This is a genomic window from Flavobacterium sp. (assembly GCF_036515215.1).
GTDB lineage: Bacteria > Bacteroidota > Bacteroidia > Flavobacteriales > Flavobacteriaceae > Flavobacterium.
Genome location: NZ_DATBVQ010000013.1, coordinates 15,473 through 33,099 on the forward strand (window position 1 = coordinate 15,473; position 17,627 = coordinate 33,099).

Genomic DNA, 17,627 nt, shown 5'->3' on the forward strand with positions numbered 1-17,627 from the left:
AAGCGATAAAAATCAAACTAGAACTTTAAGCGACATCTTAAAAAGTGGCTGCTTTTGAGCCATTTGTTATGCGCGCATACTATTAAATTTCATATATTTACTATTTACAATTCAACAAACTAAAATTAGGATGAGCTATACAGATAAAATGTTGCGCGATGATGCGTTAATAAACAAAGTCATCGTTGTTACCGGCGGCGGCAGCGGATTAGGGAAAGCGATGACCAAATATTTCCTCGAACTGGGCGCAAAAGTGGCCATTACCTCCAGGGATTTGGACAAACTAAAAAACACCGCATCGGAACTGGAGTCTGAAACAGGCGGTACCTGCCTACCTATTCAGTGCGACGTGCGCCATTATGATGAAGTCGAGAACATGCTGCAAAGCGTTTTGAAAGCTTTCGGAAAAGTGGATGTATTATTGAACAATGCCGCGGGTAATTTCATTTCGCCAACGGAACGCTTATCTGCCAACGCCTTTGACACCGTAATTGACATCGTTTTGAAGGGATCCAAAAACTGTACCCTTGCTTTTGGGAAACACTGGATCGATTCCAAACAGGCGTCTTCGACGATTTTGAACATCGTGACAACCTACGCCTGGACCGGTTCAGCCTATGTTGTGCCAAGCGCAACCGCAAAAGCGGGGGTGCTGGCCATGACAAGAAGTCTTGCGGTAGAATGGGCCAAATATGGCATTCGCTCTAATGCGATTGCACCTGGGCCATTCCCCACAAAAGGCGCCTGGGACAGATTATTGCCTGGGGATCTTGCCGAAAAATTTGACATGGCTAAAAAAGTGCCATTGAAGCGTGTTGGTGACCACCAAGAATTGGCCAATTTAGCCGCCTATCTGATTTCTGATTTTTCTGCCTATGTGAACGGTGAAGTAATTGTGATTGACGGAGGCGAATGGCTGAAAGGAGCCGGACAGTTTAATATACTGGAGGCCATTCCCGAAGAACTTTGGTACCAACTCGAAATGATGATAAAAGCAAAAAAGAACAAATAATTAAGATCTGAATTCTTTTAAAGAAGAGTGCGCCTTTTTTTTGGCTCGCTCTTTTTTTTGTCCAAAACCTAACCCAAATTAAAGGAAAAGCTTCACAAATCGAAACAATATTTTTTTTGCTGTAAAAGATTGCCCAAAGGAAGCTGTCTTTTATGCAAATAAAATGCTAGAAAATTTGATAAAGACAGTTGGATTGTCTGTAAATTAAAACTCCCAAAACCCTCAAAAAGATTTCAAAAAAAAACAAAATCCACTCCCAATAAAATTCCTATTTTTGTGCCATCAATAAATAAACAACCATTTATGCTCATTATAGGGATTGCAGGCGGAACAGGAAGCGGAAAAACAACCGTGGTTCATCAAATTATGAATGAATTACCTGAAAAGGAAGTAGGTATCATTTCTCAAGACTCCTATTACAAGGAGAACAACAACTTAAGTTTTGACGAACGGGCCCTTATCAATTTTGACCACCCAAGAGCTATTGATTTTGAATTATTGGTCGCCCACCTTAAGGAACTTAAAGAAGAAAAAACGATCCACCAACCGGTATATTCTTTCGTAACCCATAACAGGACTGAAGATACGATTACTACCCATCCCAGAAAAGTGATGATCGTTGAAGGTATTTTGATTCTGGCCAATCCAGAACTGAGAGACTTGTTTGACGTAAAAATCTATGTTCATGCAGACTCTGATGAAAGATTGATACGACGATTAAAACGTGATATAGCAGAACGCGGACGGGACATGGATGAGGTCTTGAATCGCTACCAAAACACACTCAAGCCCATGCATCAGCAGTTTATTGAGCCCACAAAAGCGTTTGCAGACATTATTATACCCAACGACAAATACAATACGGTTGCAATAGATGTGGTTAGGGCGGTAATAAATCAAAGAATTCTATAAATTTATCGTAATTTTAACCTCAATATAATTCCTTGTTGTTCTTCCAAAACAGGAAGAATGAGGAGCTATTTCCCGCTTTCGCCTTTATCCACGTCAAAAAACGTGGGATATCGGCTCTATCGGGGCTAAAAAAAAATAAATGACAAATCCACACAAAGACAAACCTTGGTTTAAATTTCTGAGCAATAAATATGTATGGGTATTGTTGTTTTTTTCGACTTGGATGATTTTCCTGGACAACTACTCCTACTTTGACCATCGCTTTTTAGACAACCAAGTCAGCGAACTCGAAGACAATAAAGAATATTACCAAGAGGAAATAAAGAAAGACGAAGAACAAATAAAACAGCTGAAAAATCCGCAACAAATTGAGAAATATGCCCGTGAAAAGTACTTTATGAAGAAGGAAAACGAGGACATTTATATCATCGAACTGGAAGGTGACAGCATTGAGAATAGCAGCAAATCTTGAATTATCAAAAATAACAATTAAAAATGGCCAATAATTTATTCGAAGATTTCGATCCGGTTAGCTCAAAGCAATGGAAACAAAAAATCCAGTTTGAACTCAAAGGCGCAGATTACAATGAAACCTTAATCTGGAATTCGCCCGAAGACATCAAGGTTAAGCCTTTTTACCATAAGGATGAATTCACAAAAGCTTTTCCCGTTACCACAAAAGCCTCCGAATGCAAAATTTGCCAAAATATTTTTGTTTTCGACATCGAAAAATCGGTCGAAAGGGCTTTGGATTCCTTGTCCCGCGGTGCAGAAAGTCTTCGTTTCACTATTGAAGATGAAACGATTGACGTGGTAAAACTGTTGGAGAAATTGCCTCTGGAAAACGTTGCCATTTATTTCAACTTTAATTTTATCTCAATCGATTTCGTTAAAAACATTGATACCATAGCCTTGCAAAAAAAAGCAATTGCTTTTTATAATCTCGATCCCATAGGACAATTGGCCAAAGAAGGTAATTGGTTCACCACCACCGACAAAAACAATTTCGATACGCTAAACTTGTTGGCCACTGCCATTCCTGATAGTTCGATAATCAGTATTGATGCCGGATTATACCAAAATGCAGGAGCCAATATGGTCCAGCAGATTGCCTACGCTCTGGCGCACGCCAATGAATACTTCAACAGAATTCCAATTATCAGCAAACCAATTGTCTTTGAAGTTTCGGTTGGAACCAATTACTTTTTTGAAATTGCCAAGTTGCGGGCGTTCCGTTTGCTTTTTAATTTAATAGCCAAAGAATACAACCATACTCAAGATTGCCATTTGTTAGTTTCCCCCACAAAACGCAACAAGACACTATACGATTACAATGTAAACATGTTGCGAACCACCACCGAATGCATGTCGGCGATTTTAGGCGGAGCCGATGCCATTGCCAATTTGCCTTACGACTCACTATACCATAAAGACAATGAATTTGGGGACAGGATCGCCCGAAATCAATTGCTGATCCTTAAAAAGGAAAGTTATTTTGACAAAGTAAATAACCCTGCCGACGGAAGTTATTACATAGAAACGCTCACGTCCCAATTGTCTGAAAAAGCGCTGGCCTTGTTCAAAGACATCGAGGCCACAGGTGGTTTCCTAAAACAATTGAACGAGGGCATCATCAAAAGAAAAATACAGGAAAGTGCTGACAAGGAGCAAGAACTTTTTGACTCAGGCAAAGAAGTGCTGTTGGGTACCAATAAATACCCCAATAAAGACGACAAGATGAAACACGATTTAGAATTGTTCCCTTTTGTAAAAATAAAACCGCGAAAGACCCTGATCATCCCTATCATCGAAAAACGCCTTGCCGAAAAAATGGAGCAGGAACGGCTCGATTCAGAATAAGAATCAATCGCATCCAACTACAAACCGCATAAATTAGAGTCAGAAATGATAAGAAATGACCTCAAACATATTAAATTAGAAGCTCAAAAATCGAATAGCGACAGTCCAGATCCATCGGCCGAAAAATTTTTGACAGCCGAAGGAATAAAACTCAAGGAAGCCTATTCAGAAAAAGATATCGAGAATCTACACCATCTTGACTTCGCGGCGGGTTTTGCGCCTAATTTACGTGGCCCTTACGCGACGATGTATGTTCGCCGACCATGGACTATTCGCCAATATGCGGGATTTTCCACTGCCGAAGAAAGCAATGCTTTTTATAGACGTAATCTTGCAGCGGGCCAAAAAGGCCTTTCCATTGCATTTGATTTACCCACACATCGTGGGTATGACTCAGACCACGAACGCGTGGTGGGAGACGTGGGAAAAGCGGGCGTGGCCATAGATTCTGTCGAGGACATGAAAGTGTTGTTTGACCAGATTCCGCTTGACGAAATGTCGGTATCCATGACTATGAACGGTGCAGTTCTACCCATAATGGCATTTTATATCGTGGCCGCCGAGGAACAAGGCGTTAAGCCGGAGCAACTTTCGGGAACCATACAAAATGACATCCTTAAGGAATTCATGGTGCGCAATACTTATATTTACCCACCTACTCCGTCGATGAAAATCATTGCGGACATATTTGAATTTACGAGCAAAAAAATGCCCAAATTCAACTCCATATCGATATCAGGATACCATATGCAGGAAGCGGGAGCAACGGCCGACATTGAATTGGCGTACACCCTTGCCGATGGATTGGAGTACATCAGAACAGGTCTGTCAACCGGTATGAAAATCGATGATTTCGCCCCGCGTCTTTCCTTTTTCTGGGCCATAGGGATGAACCATTTCATGGAAATTGCAAAAATGCGCGCCGGCAGAATGATTTGGGCCAAATTAGTAAAACCATTTAACCCGAAAGATGATAAATCATTGGCTTTAAGAACACATTGCCAAACCAGCGGATGGAGTTTAACGGAGCAAGACCCATTTAATAATGTTGCCCGTACCTGTATTGAAGCTGCGGCAGCGGCATTTGGAGGAACACAATCCCTACATACTAATGCCCTTGACGAGGCCATTGCATTACCTACAGATTTTTCGGCCAGAATTGCAAGAAACACACAAATATATCTGCAGGAAGAAACCAAAATCACAAAAACCGTTGATCCGTGGGCTGGAAGCTTTTATGTGGAAAGTTTGACGCATGAAATTGCCGAAAATGCATGGAAGCTTATAGAAGAAGTTGAAGAGCTTGGCGGAATGACTAAAGCCATCGAAGCCGGAATCCCCAAACTCAGAATTGAAGAAGCGGCCGCCAGAAAACAAGCCCGTATTGACAGCTCACAAGATATAATTGTCGGGGTTAATAAATACCGACTGGAAAAGGAAGATCCTTTGCAAATCCTCGACGTGGACAACCAAATGGTGCGCAAGCAACAGCTGGAACAATTGGACCGCATCAAGACTACAAGGGACACCGAAAAAGTACAAGAATCACTAAAAAAACTAATCCTTTGCGCCCAAACCGGTGAAGGAAATTTATTGGAACTGGCCGTGGACGCTGCAAGAAACCGAACAACGTTGGGTGAAATTAGCGATGCGCTGGAAACAGTTTTCGGAAGATATAAAGCACAAATTAAATCCTTTAGCGGCGTGTACAGTAAAGAAATAAAAGACGACAAAAGTTTTGAGAAAGCCAAACAGTTGGCTGATGCCTTTGCGAAGCAGGAAGGCCGTCGCCCCAGAATTATGATTGCCAAAATGGGGCAAGACGGACACGATCGCGGGGCCAAAGTGGTGGCAACCGGTTATGCTGACGTAGGTTTTGACGTGGACATTGGCCCACTTTTCCAGACCCCTGCAGAAGCTGCCAAACAAGCGGTTGAAAATGACGTTCATATTCTGGGTGTTTCGTCTTTGGCTGCAGGACACAAGACACTGGTTCCCCAAGTAATTGAGGAACTCAAAAAATACGGCCGAGAGGACATCATGGTGGTTGTGGGCGGGGTGATTCCCCCGCAAGACTACCAATATCTATTTGATGCAGGCGCCGTTGCCGTTTTTGGCCCAGGAACTAAAATCAGCGATGCTGCAATAAAGATATTGGAGATTCTGGTCGGCGAATAATATTGTTTTTAAATTAAAAAAACACCAACTTTTCAGTTGGTGTTTTTTTTTGAAATAGTTCCCTTCCTGAAATAATGAAAAAATCGACTTGATATCTACTGATGATATCTTGTTTTTCGCTAACCAAGATCTTCTACCGAAATTACTAATGTCTAATAATCCATGTGTTAATTAACAAATCTTTCATAGATGTTTAACCATAAATGGAAACCCAAATTCGTAAATTTACTCAGCTGTTAACAAATGTTTAATTGCAATAAAGTAAATTTTTAAATATCACCTTAAGAAATTCTAACATGGAATAGGTTGCTACAATGAAAAGGGGAAGTAAATGGTAAGCCTTATAATTTATTATATGTTAAAATTATCTAAACCTGTTTAATTTAAATCTACCATTATGAAATATTATGCAATAATTTTGTTGGCGTTAGGGCTGACAACCGTATCCTACTCGCAAGATAAAACGGATGCACAAGGGAATATTAGTATAGAGAATTTACCTGCCGTAGTCATCAAAAGCGCCGGAACAGACTTTTCAGTCTATTTGCCTGACAGAAACGCAGATCCAAAAGTAAGAAAACTAGAAGATAGTTTCATAGCGTATGACCTCGGTAAAGACTATGAGGGTTATGATACCTACTTGGTAATTATGGAAACAAAGGGCGGTTCTTTGTCTGCCACGTACAATGAAAAAGGGAAATTAATGACTGTAGTGGAAAACTACAAAAATGTAAAACTTCCGAGTGACGTCATCTATTCCGTCTATAAATCATTTCCTGGATGGGAAATCGTAAATGACAAGTATTTATACTCACAAAAAGAAGGGGACGTTGTAAAAAAACAATACCATCTCAAAATTAAAAAAGGAAAACAAAGCAAAAATCTAACAGTTCATCCAAATGGTGAAATTGTTGCCGGATTATAATAAAAAAAGTAAACTAATAGTCATTTAGCTGTCCAATAAAATGGACAGCTTTTTTTTATAACTCCTATTTTCGTCGCAAATGAAATTGGTCCTGATATTAGAAAATATAAATTAAATGCTGCCTTTAAAAAAAGACGGTAATATTCTTAATAAAAAGAAGCCGTAAAACCCGTTTTTATTAACACAACGTAAAGAAGAGTTTAACAGCTAAAATGTGTTAAAAAAACTAACTTTACAAGAAAGGTGGCTTTTTTCAATTACAAAATAAACAACAATTTTATTAAACTAAATTCACAACATATTGATTTACAATTTTTTAACTAATTTAACTTGAAAACTGAATATTAATTTAAAACTAAATATTATGAAATCATTTATTATTGCTTTATTGCTATTAGGCTTCACTATCCCGTCTTATTCTCAAGATAAAATGAAGAAAGACCAAGAAGAGGGAGTCGTAAAAATGGAAGAATTACCGGCAGTCGTTATTAAAAGAGTGGGGAAAGATTTTTCAGTGTACCTCCCAGACAACAATCCTGACCAAGACGTTAGAAGAATGGAAGAAAAATTTATCGCCTATGACATTGGGAAAGATTATGAGGGCTACGAAAACTACCTTTTATTAATGGAGACTAAAGATGGATCGTTATCAGCAACCTACGATGAAAACGGAAAACTGATTCGTGTCGTGGAAGAATACAAAAATGTAAGACTACCGAACGAAGTGATATATTCCATCTATAAAACTTATCCTGATTGGACCATTGTAAACGACAAATACTTGTACACCCAAGAGGAAGGTGATGTCTTGAAAAAACAATACAATCTAAAAATCAAGAAAGACAAACAAACTCTCAGATTGACAGTTCGTCCAAATGGGGATATTTTAAAAGTAAGATAAAAAAAGGCAGTCAAACAAATTTGTTTGACTGCCTTTTTATTTTAACCTATTATAATTTTAATTCAAGCTTGCAACCGCATTAACATTTGGTACAATAAGGGAAGTGTCATAGCCTCCAAATGCCCTCATGTAACTTCTAATTGAAGCACCATAAGCATCCTTAATTGATATTTTACCATTATGTTTAAAATATCTTTTTACGGAACCTGCACCGCCGAGGTGGGCTGCAGCCAAAATACCGGATTCGGTAACCAAAATCCCGTTAACCACAGTACCGTCGTACTTCTTTATTACTTCTTGTAGAATGGATTTGTTCTTTGACAAAAGCGCCACAAAGGCTCTTTCCTGCATCTTAGGGCTTCGCAAGAATAAAGAAGTGTCATATATCCCAACTGATCTTAGGGTTTCGATACCAAATTGGTATTTTCCCATATACCCGAGAGAATTAATTTTTTTGTATTTCCCTTCCGATTCTTTGAAACCAAGGGCTTCTTTGAAACCAATAAATAAATTTCCGGTAAAAGGGATGTTCAAATTGGTGTAATCTTCCTGTTCTTGGGATGGATATAAGTATCGAATTCCATCCGGGTTTTTTATTAGAAACCATTGATTCGCATCTATTTTAAGGGGTTTAAAACCTGCACTTAAAAAGGCTATAATAATAGCTAAACTTGTATAAAAATACCACTTTCTTACCATAAATTGTTTTTCTTCTAAACGCTGTCCCGTTAAGAAATTTCTGCGTGCAAAGATACACTAAAATTTATAAAGCTGAAAACCAAGATGTTAATCTTGTCTAAAAACACAAAATGTGACCTATAAATCCCTCGTTAGCTGAGTATTCAATCGTTGGCGCTGGGATTTTAAAAGTGCGGAAAACATAAAAAAATGCATTCTAAAAATTGTCTTTTTTGCCAATTTTCGTCAGCAGAGCGTCAAAACTCACATGAAATCGGTGAAAAAAATCCGCTTTTCTCAACCAATTATTTACTTTTAAATAATTCTGATTTAATTGAGATCGCTAACCCCAAATTGATGCCCAAAATTAGAACATCCATATAAATTTAAAACAAATAAAAATACAATGGGTGAGAATTGGCTAAAAGTAGATGAAGTGTAATTTAAATTGGTTGAACTGCTTAATTTCCACTGTGGGAGCAGGGATTTTCACCGTGTTCAAGACCGAAAAAACGGTTTTTAACAGATGTGAATTGGTTTTAATTTTAGTTAAATCCACATCAAAGCTCAAATAAAACTGTCTGGTTCTGGCATTATTTGCCGCCAAAAATAAATCAGAACTTTCACCGTTTCCGCTGACCATCCCATCAGCACCGTAGCCAACAGCCAAATTGAGCCATTTGGGTATTTTTGAATCTTTGAGGAAGGAGTGTAAGTTAACCGAAAGCCAATAGGTTTGGCCGTTGTAATCTTTCAATAGTTGTTCGGCAAAAGAATGCCCTAAAGCGTTGGGTCTGTATTTTGCATACTGGGTAGTGTGAAATGAAAATTTCGGGATGACGCGTTGTTCGTTCCACAACAGTTCCTGAGACACGTATAAAGCAGTCCCTGAAGCATTCGCTACTATATCGCCTGTGGAAGCACCCCATTCAGAAGAAAAGCCATCAAATACCTCAACAGCGCTTAGGAACACAAAACCCAAACCTGAACCGTAGAGCAATTGATCCTTTTTTGAGGCTCCACTCCACTCCAGCATTTCGGAACCCAACCTACCCATCTGATAGGAGGAGTAAAAATGACCCACTTTGTCCATCTGCAACCACTCCGAATTATCATTTATAAAATGAAATTTAGATTTTGGATAATTGGCATACCAAAGTTGGTTCAAACCGATTAATGCCCCTGAAGCCAATACTGCTTCGGTGATAAACACGGCATTTTTTCTTTTGACATTTAAGGTGTCCGACGGTTTCAGGAAACCTTCCAATTTGGACTGCGCGAAAACGGCCTGAAACCCCAGCACTAACAAAAATAGAAGAAAACTGTTTTTTTTATAGGTCAAAACTATCTTTTCACCCCTTGGCTGTTGATCCAATCCGAGTATTTTTTGGCGTTTTTGTTATGCTCTGCCAAAGTGGAGGCAAATTCATGGTAACCAAAACGATCTACGCTGGCGCAGAAATAAATGAAATCATTTTTTTCTGGGTTCAGCACTGCTTCCAGAGCGGTAATGTCCGGCATTGCAATCGGTCCCGGAGGCAGTCCCGTATTCATATAGGTATTGTAAGGCGAAGCCATTGTCAAATCGTTATAAAACACCCTTTTTATGACCTGGTCAAAATCGTTTGATTTCTTTTTGATGGCAAATATCACCGTAGGATCGGCTTGAAGCGGCATTCCCAACCTCAACCTATTCAGGTAAACCCCTGCAATGCGTGGCCTTTCGTCTTTTTTCACTGATTCCTTGTGTACTATCGAAGCCAAAATGGTCGCTTCGACTGGCGTTAAGCCTTGTTCCTTGGCTTTGGCTACACGTTCCTTGTTCCAAAACTTTCGGTATTCCTTGATCATTTTATCTCGGAATTTCTCAGCGGTCGTATTCCAATAGATTTCATAGGTGTTGGGAATAAATACGGCCAAAACATTATCTTCATTAAACTCGTTTTCTTTCAAAAAAACTGAGTCTTTAAATGAAGTCAATAGCGACAAACTATCCGCCTCAATTTGCGAGCCGACGCGTCCCGCCAGATTTTCTATTCTTTCCTGATTATTAAAGGCCAAGTTTACCGGCACATTTCTTCTCAAGGTTTTTACCAGATCGTAACTGTTCATTCCCTTGGTAAATAAATAACGTCCTGGGCTCAGGTTTTGAGGGTAGCTCATTTTATCGGCCACCATTTGAAAACGATCAATATTTGCAACATAGGGAGCTATTATTTTTTTTACATCATCGTAATTTGCATCTGTCGGAATATGTACGTAAACTTCTTTTTCTGCAAATTTGGTGTTATCCGCAAAAATTTGACCTATCAAAATAAACCCGTAAACAACTAATGCGGATATCAAAACGACAGATACGATTGAAATGATTTTTTTTAACTTCAAAACTAAAAATATTAAAATTGTTGATTAATTAACTGGAAAATTTCCTCATCCTTGTAGATGCCGTTTACAAGATTCCAATCTTTTTTTACACCTATACATTGAAAGCCAAATTTAGTAAAAAGAGCTTTACTCGCTTCATTTTCGGTGCCAATATTTGCATAAAGCTGATGCAGGTTCAAATGATAGAAAGCATATTGGATTAATAAACCCAAAGCTTCCGAACCGATTTTTTGGTTTCGGTTGTCATTGCCCTGAATCACGATTCCAACCCCTGCCCTGTTGTTCTTTGGATCAAAATCAAACAAATCTATCAATCCTACAGCCGGAAAGTCCCGGTCTTGGCAAATGGCCAATCGCAATTGCTTGGCCTCGTAAATGTCCTGATGCGCGTTCTCAAGATATTGTTTCACTAAAAATCTACTGTAAGGAGTCTGGGTGTTACTCACTTCCCAAATGGATTGGTCGTTTTCTATGGCATAAATAAACTCTAAATCATTGGGCTCAAGTGCCCGGATGTATATGTTGTCTCCTTTTAGGGTAATCATAAGGGTTTTGGGTATGGTTTATGGCTATTCTTTAAATCTCGATAGATCCTTTAAAAACAAATTCTGCGGGACCTATCAGGAAAACGTTGGTATATTGATTGTCCTTTATGTCAAATGAAACGGCCAATTTTCCGCCTCGCACATTGACGTCTATCGAGGTGGCCTCGGTCAGTCCGGTTGCGTTCATCGCTATGGCAACTGCCGTAGCACCGGTTCCGCAAGCCAAGGTTTCGTCTTCAACTCCCCTTTCGTAGGTGCGAAGCGAAAAAGTCGTTTCGTTTATTTTCTTTACGAAGTTTATATTGCTGCCCTCTTTTCCATACAAGCCTCCATAACGGATGGCCGCTCCATTTTCTTTGACATCAAAATGCTCCAAATCATCTACTATTTCAACGTGATGCGGAGAACCCGTATTTAAAAAAGTATAATTCAAGTCCGTTTTTATCGTAGCAACGTCAATCATTTGCAGTGATACGATACCGTCGTCGGTAACGGTTGCATGGTGCAATCCGTCTATGGCATTAAATGTACAATTGTTTTTAATGACGCGCAGCTTTTTGGCGAAAGCCACTAAACACCTTCCCCCATTACCACACATGCTGCTTTGGTTTCCATCGGAGTTGTAGTACACCATTTTGAAATCGACAACTGGGTCATTTTCCAATAAAATAAGGCCGTCACCGCCTATGCCGAAACGTCTGTCACATAAATGCGCAATCAGTTCGATGTTTTCTTTGGGGAAAGCATCCTTGCGATTGTCAATCATTACAAAATCGTTTCCGGTTCCTTGGTATTTATAGAATTCTATTTCCATTGTCTTTCAATTGTGTTGCCACAAAAGTACGAACTATTAATGAAATGTTAATCATTGTTAAAGAGCGTTAAACTGTTTTTTAACAAAGGTTTTTACCTTTATTTTTACCTATCCTAAAATGTAAATAAAAACTTAACTATGAAACGATTTTCACAGCTTTTTTTAGTGGCCTTATTAAGCGGAGCCACAACATTGGGGGCCTATAAATTGCTGTTCGACGACAATGGCAAATTCTCGTTGGGCAAAAGCCCCATAACAACACTTGCGACCAATTCCTACGCCAAAAAAGTGGGCTTATCTCCCGAAGTGCTCGATTTTACCGAAGCGGCCGAGAAGACCATTCATACGGTCGTCCATGTCAAAAACGTATCCTACAAAACGGTCACCAATCCCATGCTGGAATATTATTATGGCTACAAAGGCGGGCAAACCCAGGAACAGGTGGGAACGGGATCTGGAGTGGTTATTTCTGAAGATGGATATATCGTGACCAACAATCATGTCGTGAAAGGAGCCTCAGAAATTGAAATCACCTTGAACAATAAAAAATCATACAAAGCAAAACTCATCGGTACCGATTCCAAAATGGACATTGCCCTGCTAAAAATTGATGCCGACGAGAAACTTTCCTATACCACATTCGGGAATTCCGATTCGGTAAAAGTGGGCGAATGGGTTTTGGCGGTTGGGAATCCGTATAATTTAACTTCAACGGTGACCGCGGGTATAATTTCGGCGAAAGCCAGAAATCTGGACGCCAGTGGGATTCAATCCTTCATACAAACGGATGCCGCTGTGAACCCGGGAAATAGCGGTGGCGCATTAATAAACACCCGAGGGGATTTAATAGGTATCAATACAATGATATCCTCTATGACGGGTTCGTATGTGGGCTATTCGTTTGCGGTTCCCTCAAATATTGTCCGAAAAATAATCGAGGACATTATGGAATACGGAAATGTGCAAAGGGGAATTCTGGGCGTCGAAGGCGGCGAACTCAACGCCACGGCCTCAAGAGAATTAGGCATTACGCGAACCGAAGGTTTTTACATCAGTACCGTTACCAAAAATTCAGGAGCCCAAAAATCCGGATTGAGAAAAGGGGATATAATCGTGAAACTGGACAACCAAAGCATTGCCACTTTTGCGGACCTTTCGGGATACATAAATACCAAAAGGCCAAATGACAAAGTGCAAGTTACCTTTATAAGAGACGGCAATAACAGAACCGTTCCGGTGGTGTTGAGTAAAAACGAATTTTTCAGTACCGAATTTAAAGGAATTGAACTAGAGAATATTGACGCCGCAGACAAAAAGAGGTTCAATCTTGATTATGGAGTGAAAATAAAATCAATTTCGAATGAAAATTTGGCGCAGTACAGCGACGAACTGAAAGGAAACATCATATTGAGCATTGATAACGTAAAAGCGAAAGACATTGAATCTGTTTCCAAACTTTTGAATAAAAAAGACGAAGGCCAAAGCGTCCGTCTTGAAATGATCAATAAAAGCGGGGAAGTATTCAGAATTATCATCTGATAATCCCACGCCTTAAAATAAAAAAGCCAACTTGCAAAAACAAGTTGGCTTTTTTATTTGAAAAAAAAATCACAAAATGCTTTACGAAATCGATTGAAATGGGTATTTTTGCGCCAAATTTAAAAAAATAACTACTAAATTTTTACAAATTTTCACCTATGAATAATACAACTTTGTACCAAAAAGAAGTTTCATTCCAAGTCGACAGACGACGTTCAGGAGTCGAATTAATCAAAATCATCAGTGATTTATGGTATGACAAATCCATAGAAATGGTTTTGTTTAAAAATCAACTGCTGGATAAAAACGTAAACGACATTATCAACTTGCATCAATATGCGGGTGAATTTGTAGGCAAACCAATTAATGTATTTTCTTCGGTAGAAATCGCTAAAGTTATTTTGTCATTAGACTTACCACCTTCAAAACTGGATATCGGTAAATTGACTTACGAATATCTTTTGGAGGAAGATAAATACGAAGATGCAAGACATTTTGTATTGGACAAATTGAAAGACGCTAAATTTTCTGAGGAAATTCAACCCAAAGATGTGGTTTTATACGGTTTTGGAAGAATCGGACGATTATTGGCCAGAGAGCTAATGTCTAAAACAGGAAAAGGTAACCAATTGCGATTGAGAGCGATTGTAACCAGAGATAAAAATGACGCTTCAACACTTGAGAAAAGAGCTTCGCTGTTGCGTTACGATTCCATTCACGGTGATTTTCAAGGTTCAGTTACCGCTGACCCAGAAAACAATGCATTGATCATCAACGGTACAACCGTTCATGTAATCACGGCAAACGCGCCGGAGGATATCGACTATACCGCTTACGATATTGACAATGCTTTAATTATAGATAATACAGGTGCTTTCACCACTAAAGAAGCCTTGAGCAGACATTTAGTTTCAAAAGGAGCCCACAAAGTGTTATTAACCGCTCCGGGAAAAGGAGTGCCAAATATCGTTCATGGGGTAAACCAAAACGAATACAATCCGGACGAAACGGACATTTTCTCGGCTGCCTCTTGTACAACCAATGCCATCACTCCGATACTAAAAGCGGTAGAAGATACTTTAGGTGTTGTAAAGGGACATCTGGAAACGATACATTCGTACACTAATGACCAGAACTTGGTAGACAACATGCACAAAAAATACCGTCGTGGTAGAGCTGCAGCCTTAAATATGGTTATTACCGAAACTGGTGCAGGAACGGCAGTTGCAAAAGCGTTGCCCTCACTTGAAGGTAAACTAACGTCAAATGCGATTCGTGTTCCTGTTCCTAACGGTTCTTTGGTCGTATTGAATCTTGAAGTAGAAAAAGAAACTTCGATTGACGAGATCAACACCATCATGAAAAAATATGCCCTTGAAGGCGAATTGGTGGAGCAAATTAAATATTCGATGAATAACGAATTGGTTTCTTCTGACATCGTGGGTACTTCGGCACCATCCATTTATGACAGTAACGCCACCATCGTTTCAAACGACGGAAAAAATATCGTCTTATACATTTGGTATGATAACGAATACGGTTATAGCCATCAGGTAATTCGATTGGCGAAATATATTGCTAAAGTAAGACGTTTCACGTACTACTAGCAGACAAATTACAGGTTGGACATTGCTTTTGCAGATTTTAGTTTTTAGTTTTTAGTTCAAGTTTTAGATTTAAAGTTTACGGCAGTCCAGCCTGTATCAAATAGAAAATCCGTCCCGTTATAGTAACGAGACGGATTTTTTTATGTTTAACTCTAGAGAAGTTAGAATATAGAACAAAGAGAAAAGAAGCAAGATTCGCTCCTCACTATTCAACTCTCTTTATTCTTTATTCTTTTCTCTTTCTTTTCACTTCTCACTAAAAAACTACTCTTTCGTTCTTGTCAAGTAATAAACTGGCACTCCTAGTAGCATGATCAATACACCCCAACCGCTCGTACTCGTTTTGGTAAAAAACAAGGCGATGCATATGGCGCTGGCCACAATAATATAGAGTCCGGGCAGAAACGGGTAACCAAAAGCCTTGTACGGTCTTTCGGCATCTGGCATTTTTCTGCGCAGGATGAAGATTCCCAATATTGTCAGGATATAAAAAATCAAAACGATGATCACCACAAAATCCAGCAAATCGCCATATTTCCCTGTCAAGCACAAAGCCGAAGCCCAGAAACACTGTGCCCATAAAGCCCAAGCGGGAACAGCTGCTTTGTTCAATTCAGCGGCTTTCTTGAAGAAAACACCGTCTTTGGCCATCGTATAATATACCCTGGCCCCTGCCATGATCAATCCGTTGTTACAGGCGAAAGTCGAAATCATAATCATCACGGCTATAATCAATGTCCCAATGGATCCGAAAATGTTTTGCGAAGCTACCACACCCACGCGATCCGCCGGAGCGGTGGCAATATCCTGCAAAGGCACCACGGCCAGATACATCAGATTTGCCAACACATAAATGCAGCATACAATTAAGGTTCCCAGAAATAGGCTCAAACCCACGTTGCGTTTTGGGTTTTTGATTTCCCCTGCAATGAAGGTCACGCCTTCCCAAGCCACACTCGAGAATATCGAGCCCACCAAGGCGGCAGAAATTGCCGATATCAAAACCATTCCGCTGATAGGCATCCAGGTTCCCGTGGCCACATCAAGCGATTTTGATCCCCAAGCATCAACCCAGTTGGCGTCCCAAACTTCCGCTTTCGCGGCCATGAAACCAAAAACGATCAGTCCGGCTAACGATAGAATCTTGATCACAGTTAATACCGTCTGTAGAATCTTGGAGTTTTTCACCCCTCGACTGTTAACATAACTCAATAAAATAATGGTGAAAATAGAAACAAGTTGTGCCGCATTCAGTTTAAAATCACCCAGCTCATAAAGAATATTGGTATCGCTGACGGGCGGAAACAAATAAGCGGCAAATTTCGCGAAGGCCACACCCACTGCGGCAATCGTCCCCGTCTGTATCACGGCAAAGAAACTCCAGCCGTACAGAAAACCGATTAGCTTTCCATAGGCCTCCTTGATATACACATATTGGCCACCGGCTTTGGGGAACATCGAGCTTAGTTCACCGTAACTTACCGCAGCAACTACGGTAATCACGCCCGTAAGCACCCACATGGCGATCAGCCATCCGGCAGAACCCACTTGGCGCACCATATCTGAACTCACTATAAATATTCCGGAACCTATCATTGAACCCACCACAAGCATGGTTCCGTCAAATAAGCCCAGTTCTCTTTTAAAATCGTCTTGGTCGTTTTCTTGCATATCTAAATGTTGGTTTTTTGGTTTTTGGAATGGCTAAAGATATACTTTTTTTGGAAATTTCAGAAAATGCATCCGAAAATGACAAACTCGTTTTTGTCTTGGGCGTGCCCCTTCGTAAAAACTTCGGGTCGGGCTGTTCGCTGTATCTTTTTCGTCAGTTCGAGTTGCTCATTTTACAGCAGTATCGAGAACACGAAAAAGGATGCCGCTTCCATCCCTCACACGCACCCGAAATAACAATAGCATTTATCCATTTCAAGAAAATTTGTAAGAAAATTTTAATATATTTGAGAACAAAAGCGCAATTCAATAGCGACAATCTACCCGTTTTTGGGTGTATATACGCTATTTTGTAGCGAGTATATACAAGTTATGCGTCATGCTTGAGCGACATAAGAACTTTAAACTGACTGCCAGAAATTAACTTTAACAAAAATAAAAACGGGGAAGCTAAAAACCGATTAGAGTAAGCATAAAAAATAAATTCAATAAAAATGACAAACGAAAAATACATTCAAGCAGTTCAGCAGGTTTACGGTGACTTTGGAAATCAAAATGTAGAAGGTGTATTAAATGCTATGACAGATGATATTGTTTGGA

At 39.7% G+C, this 17,627-nt stretch carries 15 protein-coding genes; 9 read left to right on the forward strand and 6 right to left on the reverse strand.

Features of this window, described 5'->3' with window-relative positions; translation table 11 throughout:
* Nucleotides 1-130 precede the first annotated feature (130 nt).
* The 7 genes from VIH09_RS01110 (at nucleotide 131) to VIH09_RS01140 (ending at nucleotide 7,788) form a co-directional block, all read left to right on the forward strand.
* Nucleotides 131-1,012: an SDR family oxidoreductase gene (locus VIH09_RS01110; protein ID WP_331577007.1), complete on the forward strand. Its 882-nt coding sequence runs from the start codon at nucleotides 131-133 to the stop codon at nucleotides 1,010-1,012.
* 303 nt (nucleotides 1,013-1,315) lie between these two features.
* Nucleotides 1,316-1,924 (forward strand): uridine kinase, encoded by a 609-nt coding sequence (udk, locus tag VIH09_RS01115; protein ID WP_331577009.1) that lies wholly within the window; start codon nucleotides 1,316-1,318, stop codon nucleotides 1,922-1,924.
* A 139-nt stretch (nucleotides 1,925-2,063) separates the two neighbouring features.
* Entirely contained in the window at nucleotides 2,064-2,396 is a 333-nt protein-coding gene (locus VIH09_RS01120) for a septum formation initiator family protein (RefSeq protein ID WP_331577011.1), read from the forward strand.
* 23 nt (nucleotides 2,397-2,419) lie between these two features.
* Nucleotides 2,420-3,784 (forward strand): methylmalonyl-CoA mutase subunit beta, encoded by a 1,365-nt coding sequence (locus VIH09_RS01125; protein ID WP_331577013.1) that lies wholly within the window; start codon nucleotides 2,420-2,422, stop codon nucleotides 3,782-3,784.
* 45 nt (nucleotides 3,785-3,829) lie between these two features.
* Nucleotides 3,830-5,962, forward strand: coding sequence for a methylmalonyl-CoA mutase (gene scpA / locus VIH09_RS01130; RefSeq protein ID WP_331577015.1), 2,133 nt, complete (start codon nucleotides 3,830-3,832; stop codon nucleotides 5,960-5,962).
* Nucleotides 5,963-6,359: 397 nt separating this feature from the next.
* Nucleotides 6,360-6,887 carry a hypothetical protein gene (locus VIH09_RS01135; protein WP_331577017.1) on the forward strand — a complete coding sequence of 176 codons (528 nt, stop codon included), beginning with the start codon at nucleotides 6,360-6,362 and terminating at the stop codon, nucleotides 6,885-6,887.
* 364 nt (nucleotides 6,888-7,251) lie between these two features.
* Nucleotides 7,252-7,788 (forward strand): hypothetical protein, encoded by a 537-nt coding sequence (locus VIH09_RS01140; protein ID WP_331577019.1) that lies wholly within the window; start codon nucleotides 7,252-7,254, stop codon nucleotides 7,786-7,788.
* Between the two features lie 57 nt (nucleotides 7,789-7,845).
* Here the strand turns inward: VIH09_RS01140 and VIH09_RS01145 are convergent, their stop codons facing one another.
* From VIH09_RS01145 to dapF, 5 genes are all read right to left on the reverse strand, one after another.
* Nucleotides 7,846-8,487 carry a peptidoglycan-binding protein LysM gene (locus tag VIH09_RS01145; protein WP_331577021.1) on the reverse strand — a complete coding sequence of 214 codons (642 nt, stop codon included), beginning with the start codon at nucleotides 8,485-8,487 and terminating at the stop codon, nucleotides 7,846-7,848.
* A gap of 400 nt (nucleotides 8,488-8,887) precedes the next feature.
* Nucleotides 8,888-9,808 carry a DUF2279 domain-containing protein gene (locus VIH09_RS01150; RefSeq protein WP_331577035.1) on the reverse strand — a complete coding sequence of 307 codons (921 nt, stop codon included), beginning with the start codon at nucleotides 9,806-9,808 and terminating at the stop codon, nucleotides 8,888-8,890.
* A gap of 2 nt (nucleotides 9,809-9,810) precedes the next feature.
* Nucleotides 9,811-10,851: an endolytic transglycosylase MltG gene (gene mltG, locus VIH09_RS01155; RefSeq protein ID WP_331577023.1), complete on the reverse strand. Its 1,041-nt coding sequence runs from the start codon at nucleotides 10,849-10,851 to the stop codon at nucleotides 9,811-9,813.
* Nucleotides 10,852-10,862: 11 nt separating this feature from the next.
* Nucleotides 10,863-11,396 carry a GNAT family N-acetyltransferase gene (locus VIH09_RS01160; protein ID WP_331577025.1) on the reverse strand — a complete coding sequence of 178 codons (534 nt, stop codon included), beginning with the start codon at nucleotides 11,394-11,396 and terminating at the stop codon, nucleotides 10,863-10,865.
* Between the two features lie 31 nt (nucleotides 11,397-11,427).
* Entirely contained in the window at nucleotides 11,428-12,210 is a 783-nt protein-coding gene (gene dapF / locus VIH09_RS01165) for a diaminopimelate epimerase (protein WP_331577027.1), read from the reverse strand.
* Between the two features lie 138 nt (nucleotides 12,211-12,348).
* Between dapF and VIH09_RS01170 the strand changes: the two genes are divergently transcribed.
* Nucleotides 12,349-13,749 carry a trypsin-like peptidase domain-containing protein gene (locus VIH09_RS01170; protein WP_331577029.1) on the forward strand — a complete coding sequence of 467 codons (1,401 nt, stop codon included), beginning with the start codon at nucleotides 12,349-12,351 and terminating at the stop codon, nucleotides 13,747-13,749.
* 158 nt (nucleotides 13,750-13,907) lie between these two features.
* Nucleotides 13,908-15,356: a glyceraldehyde-3-phosphate dehydrogenase gene (locus VIH09_RS01175; RefSeq protein ID WP_331577031.1), complete on the forward strand. Its 1,449-nt coding sequence runs from the start codon at nucleotides 13,908-13,910 to the stop codon at nucleotides 15,354-15,356.
* Between the two features lie 264 nt (nucleotides 15,357-15,620).
* Here VIH09_RS01175 and VIH09_RS01180 read toward each other — a convergent pair whose 3' ends face one another.
* Complete coding sequence (locus VIH09_RS01180) at nucleotides 15,621-17,027, reverse strand: APC family permease (protein ID WP_331577033.1); 1,407 nt, start codon at nucleotides 17,025-17,027, stop codon at nucleotides 15,621-15,623.
* Nucleotides 17,028-17,627 lie beyond the last annotated feature (600 nt).

Excerpts from the sequence above, each read along its gene's own strand:
- VIH09_RS01110 (WP_331577007.1), top strand. The coding sequence starts at position 131 with ATGAGCTATACAGATAAAATGTTGCGCGATGATGCGTTAATAAACAAA.
- udk (WP_331577009.1), top strand. The coding sequence starts at position 1,316 with ATGCTCATTATAGGGATTGCAGGCGGAACAGGAAGCGGAAAAACAACC.
- VIH09_RS01120 (WP_331577011.1), top strand. The coding sequence starts at position 2,064 with ATGACAAATCCACACAAAGACAAACCTTGGTTTAAATTTCTGAGCAAT.
- VIH09_RS01125 (WP_331577013.1), top strand. The coding sequence starts at position 2,420 with ATGGCCAATAATTTATTCGAAGATTTCGATCCGGTTAGCTCAAAGCAA.
- scpA (WP_331577015.1), top strand. The coding sequence starts at position 3,830 with ATGATAAGAAATGACCTCAAACATATTAAATTAGAAGCTCAAAAATCG.
- VIH09_RS01135 (WP_331577017.1), top strand. The coding sequence starts at position 6,360 with ATGAAATATTATGCAATAATTTTGTTGGCGTTAGGGCTGACAACCGTA.
- VIH09_RS01140 (WP_331577019.1), top strand. The coding sequence starts at position 7,252 with ATGAAATCATTTATTATTGCTTTATTGCTATTAGGCTTCACTATCCCG.
- VIH09_RS01145 (WP_331577021.1), bottom strand. The coding sequence starts at position 8,487 with ATGGTAAGAAAGTGGTATTTTTATACAAGTTTAGCTATTATTATAGCC.
- VIH09_RS01160 (WP_331577025.1), bottom strand. The coding sequence starts at position 11,396 with ATGATTACCCTAAAAGGAGACAACATATACATCCGGGCACTTGAGCCC.
- dapF (WP_331577027.1), bottom strand. The coding sequence starts at position 12,210 with ATGGAAATAGAATTCTATAAATACCAAGGAACCGGAAACGATTTTGTA.
- VIH09_RS01170 (WP_331577029.1), top strand. The coding sequence starts at position 12,349 with ATGAAACGATTTTCACAGCTTTTTTTAGTGGCCTTATTAAGCGGAGCC.
- VIH09_RS01175 (WP_331577031.1), top strand. The coding sequence starts at position 13,908 with ATGAATAATACAACTTTGTACCAAAAAGAAGTTTCATTCCAAGTCGAC.
- VIH09_RS01180 (WP_331577033.1), bottom strand. The coding sequence starts at position 17,027 with ATGCAAGAAAACGACCAAGACGATTTTAAAAGAGAACTGGGCTTATTT.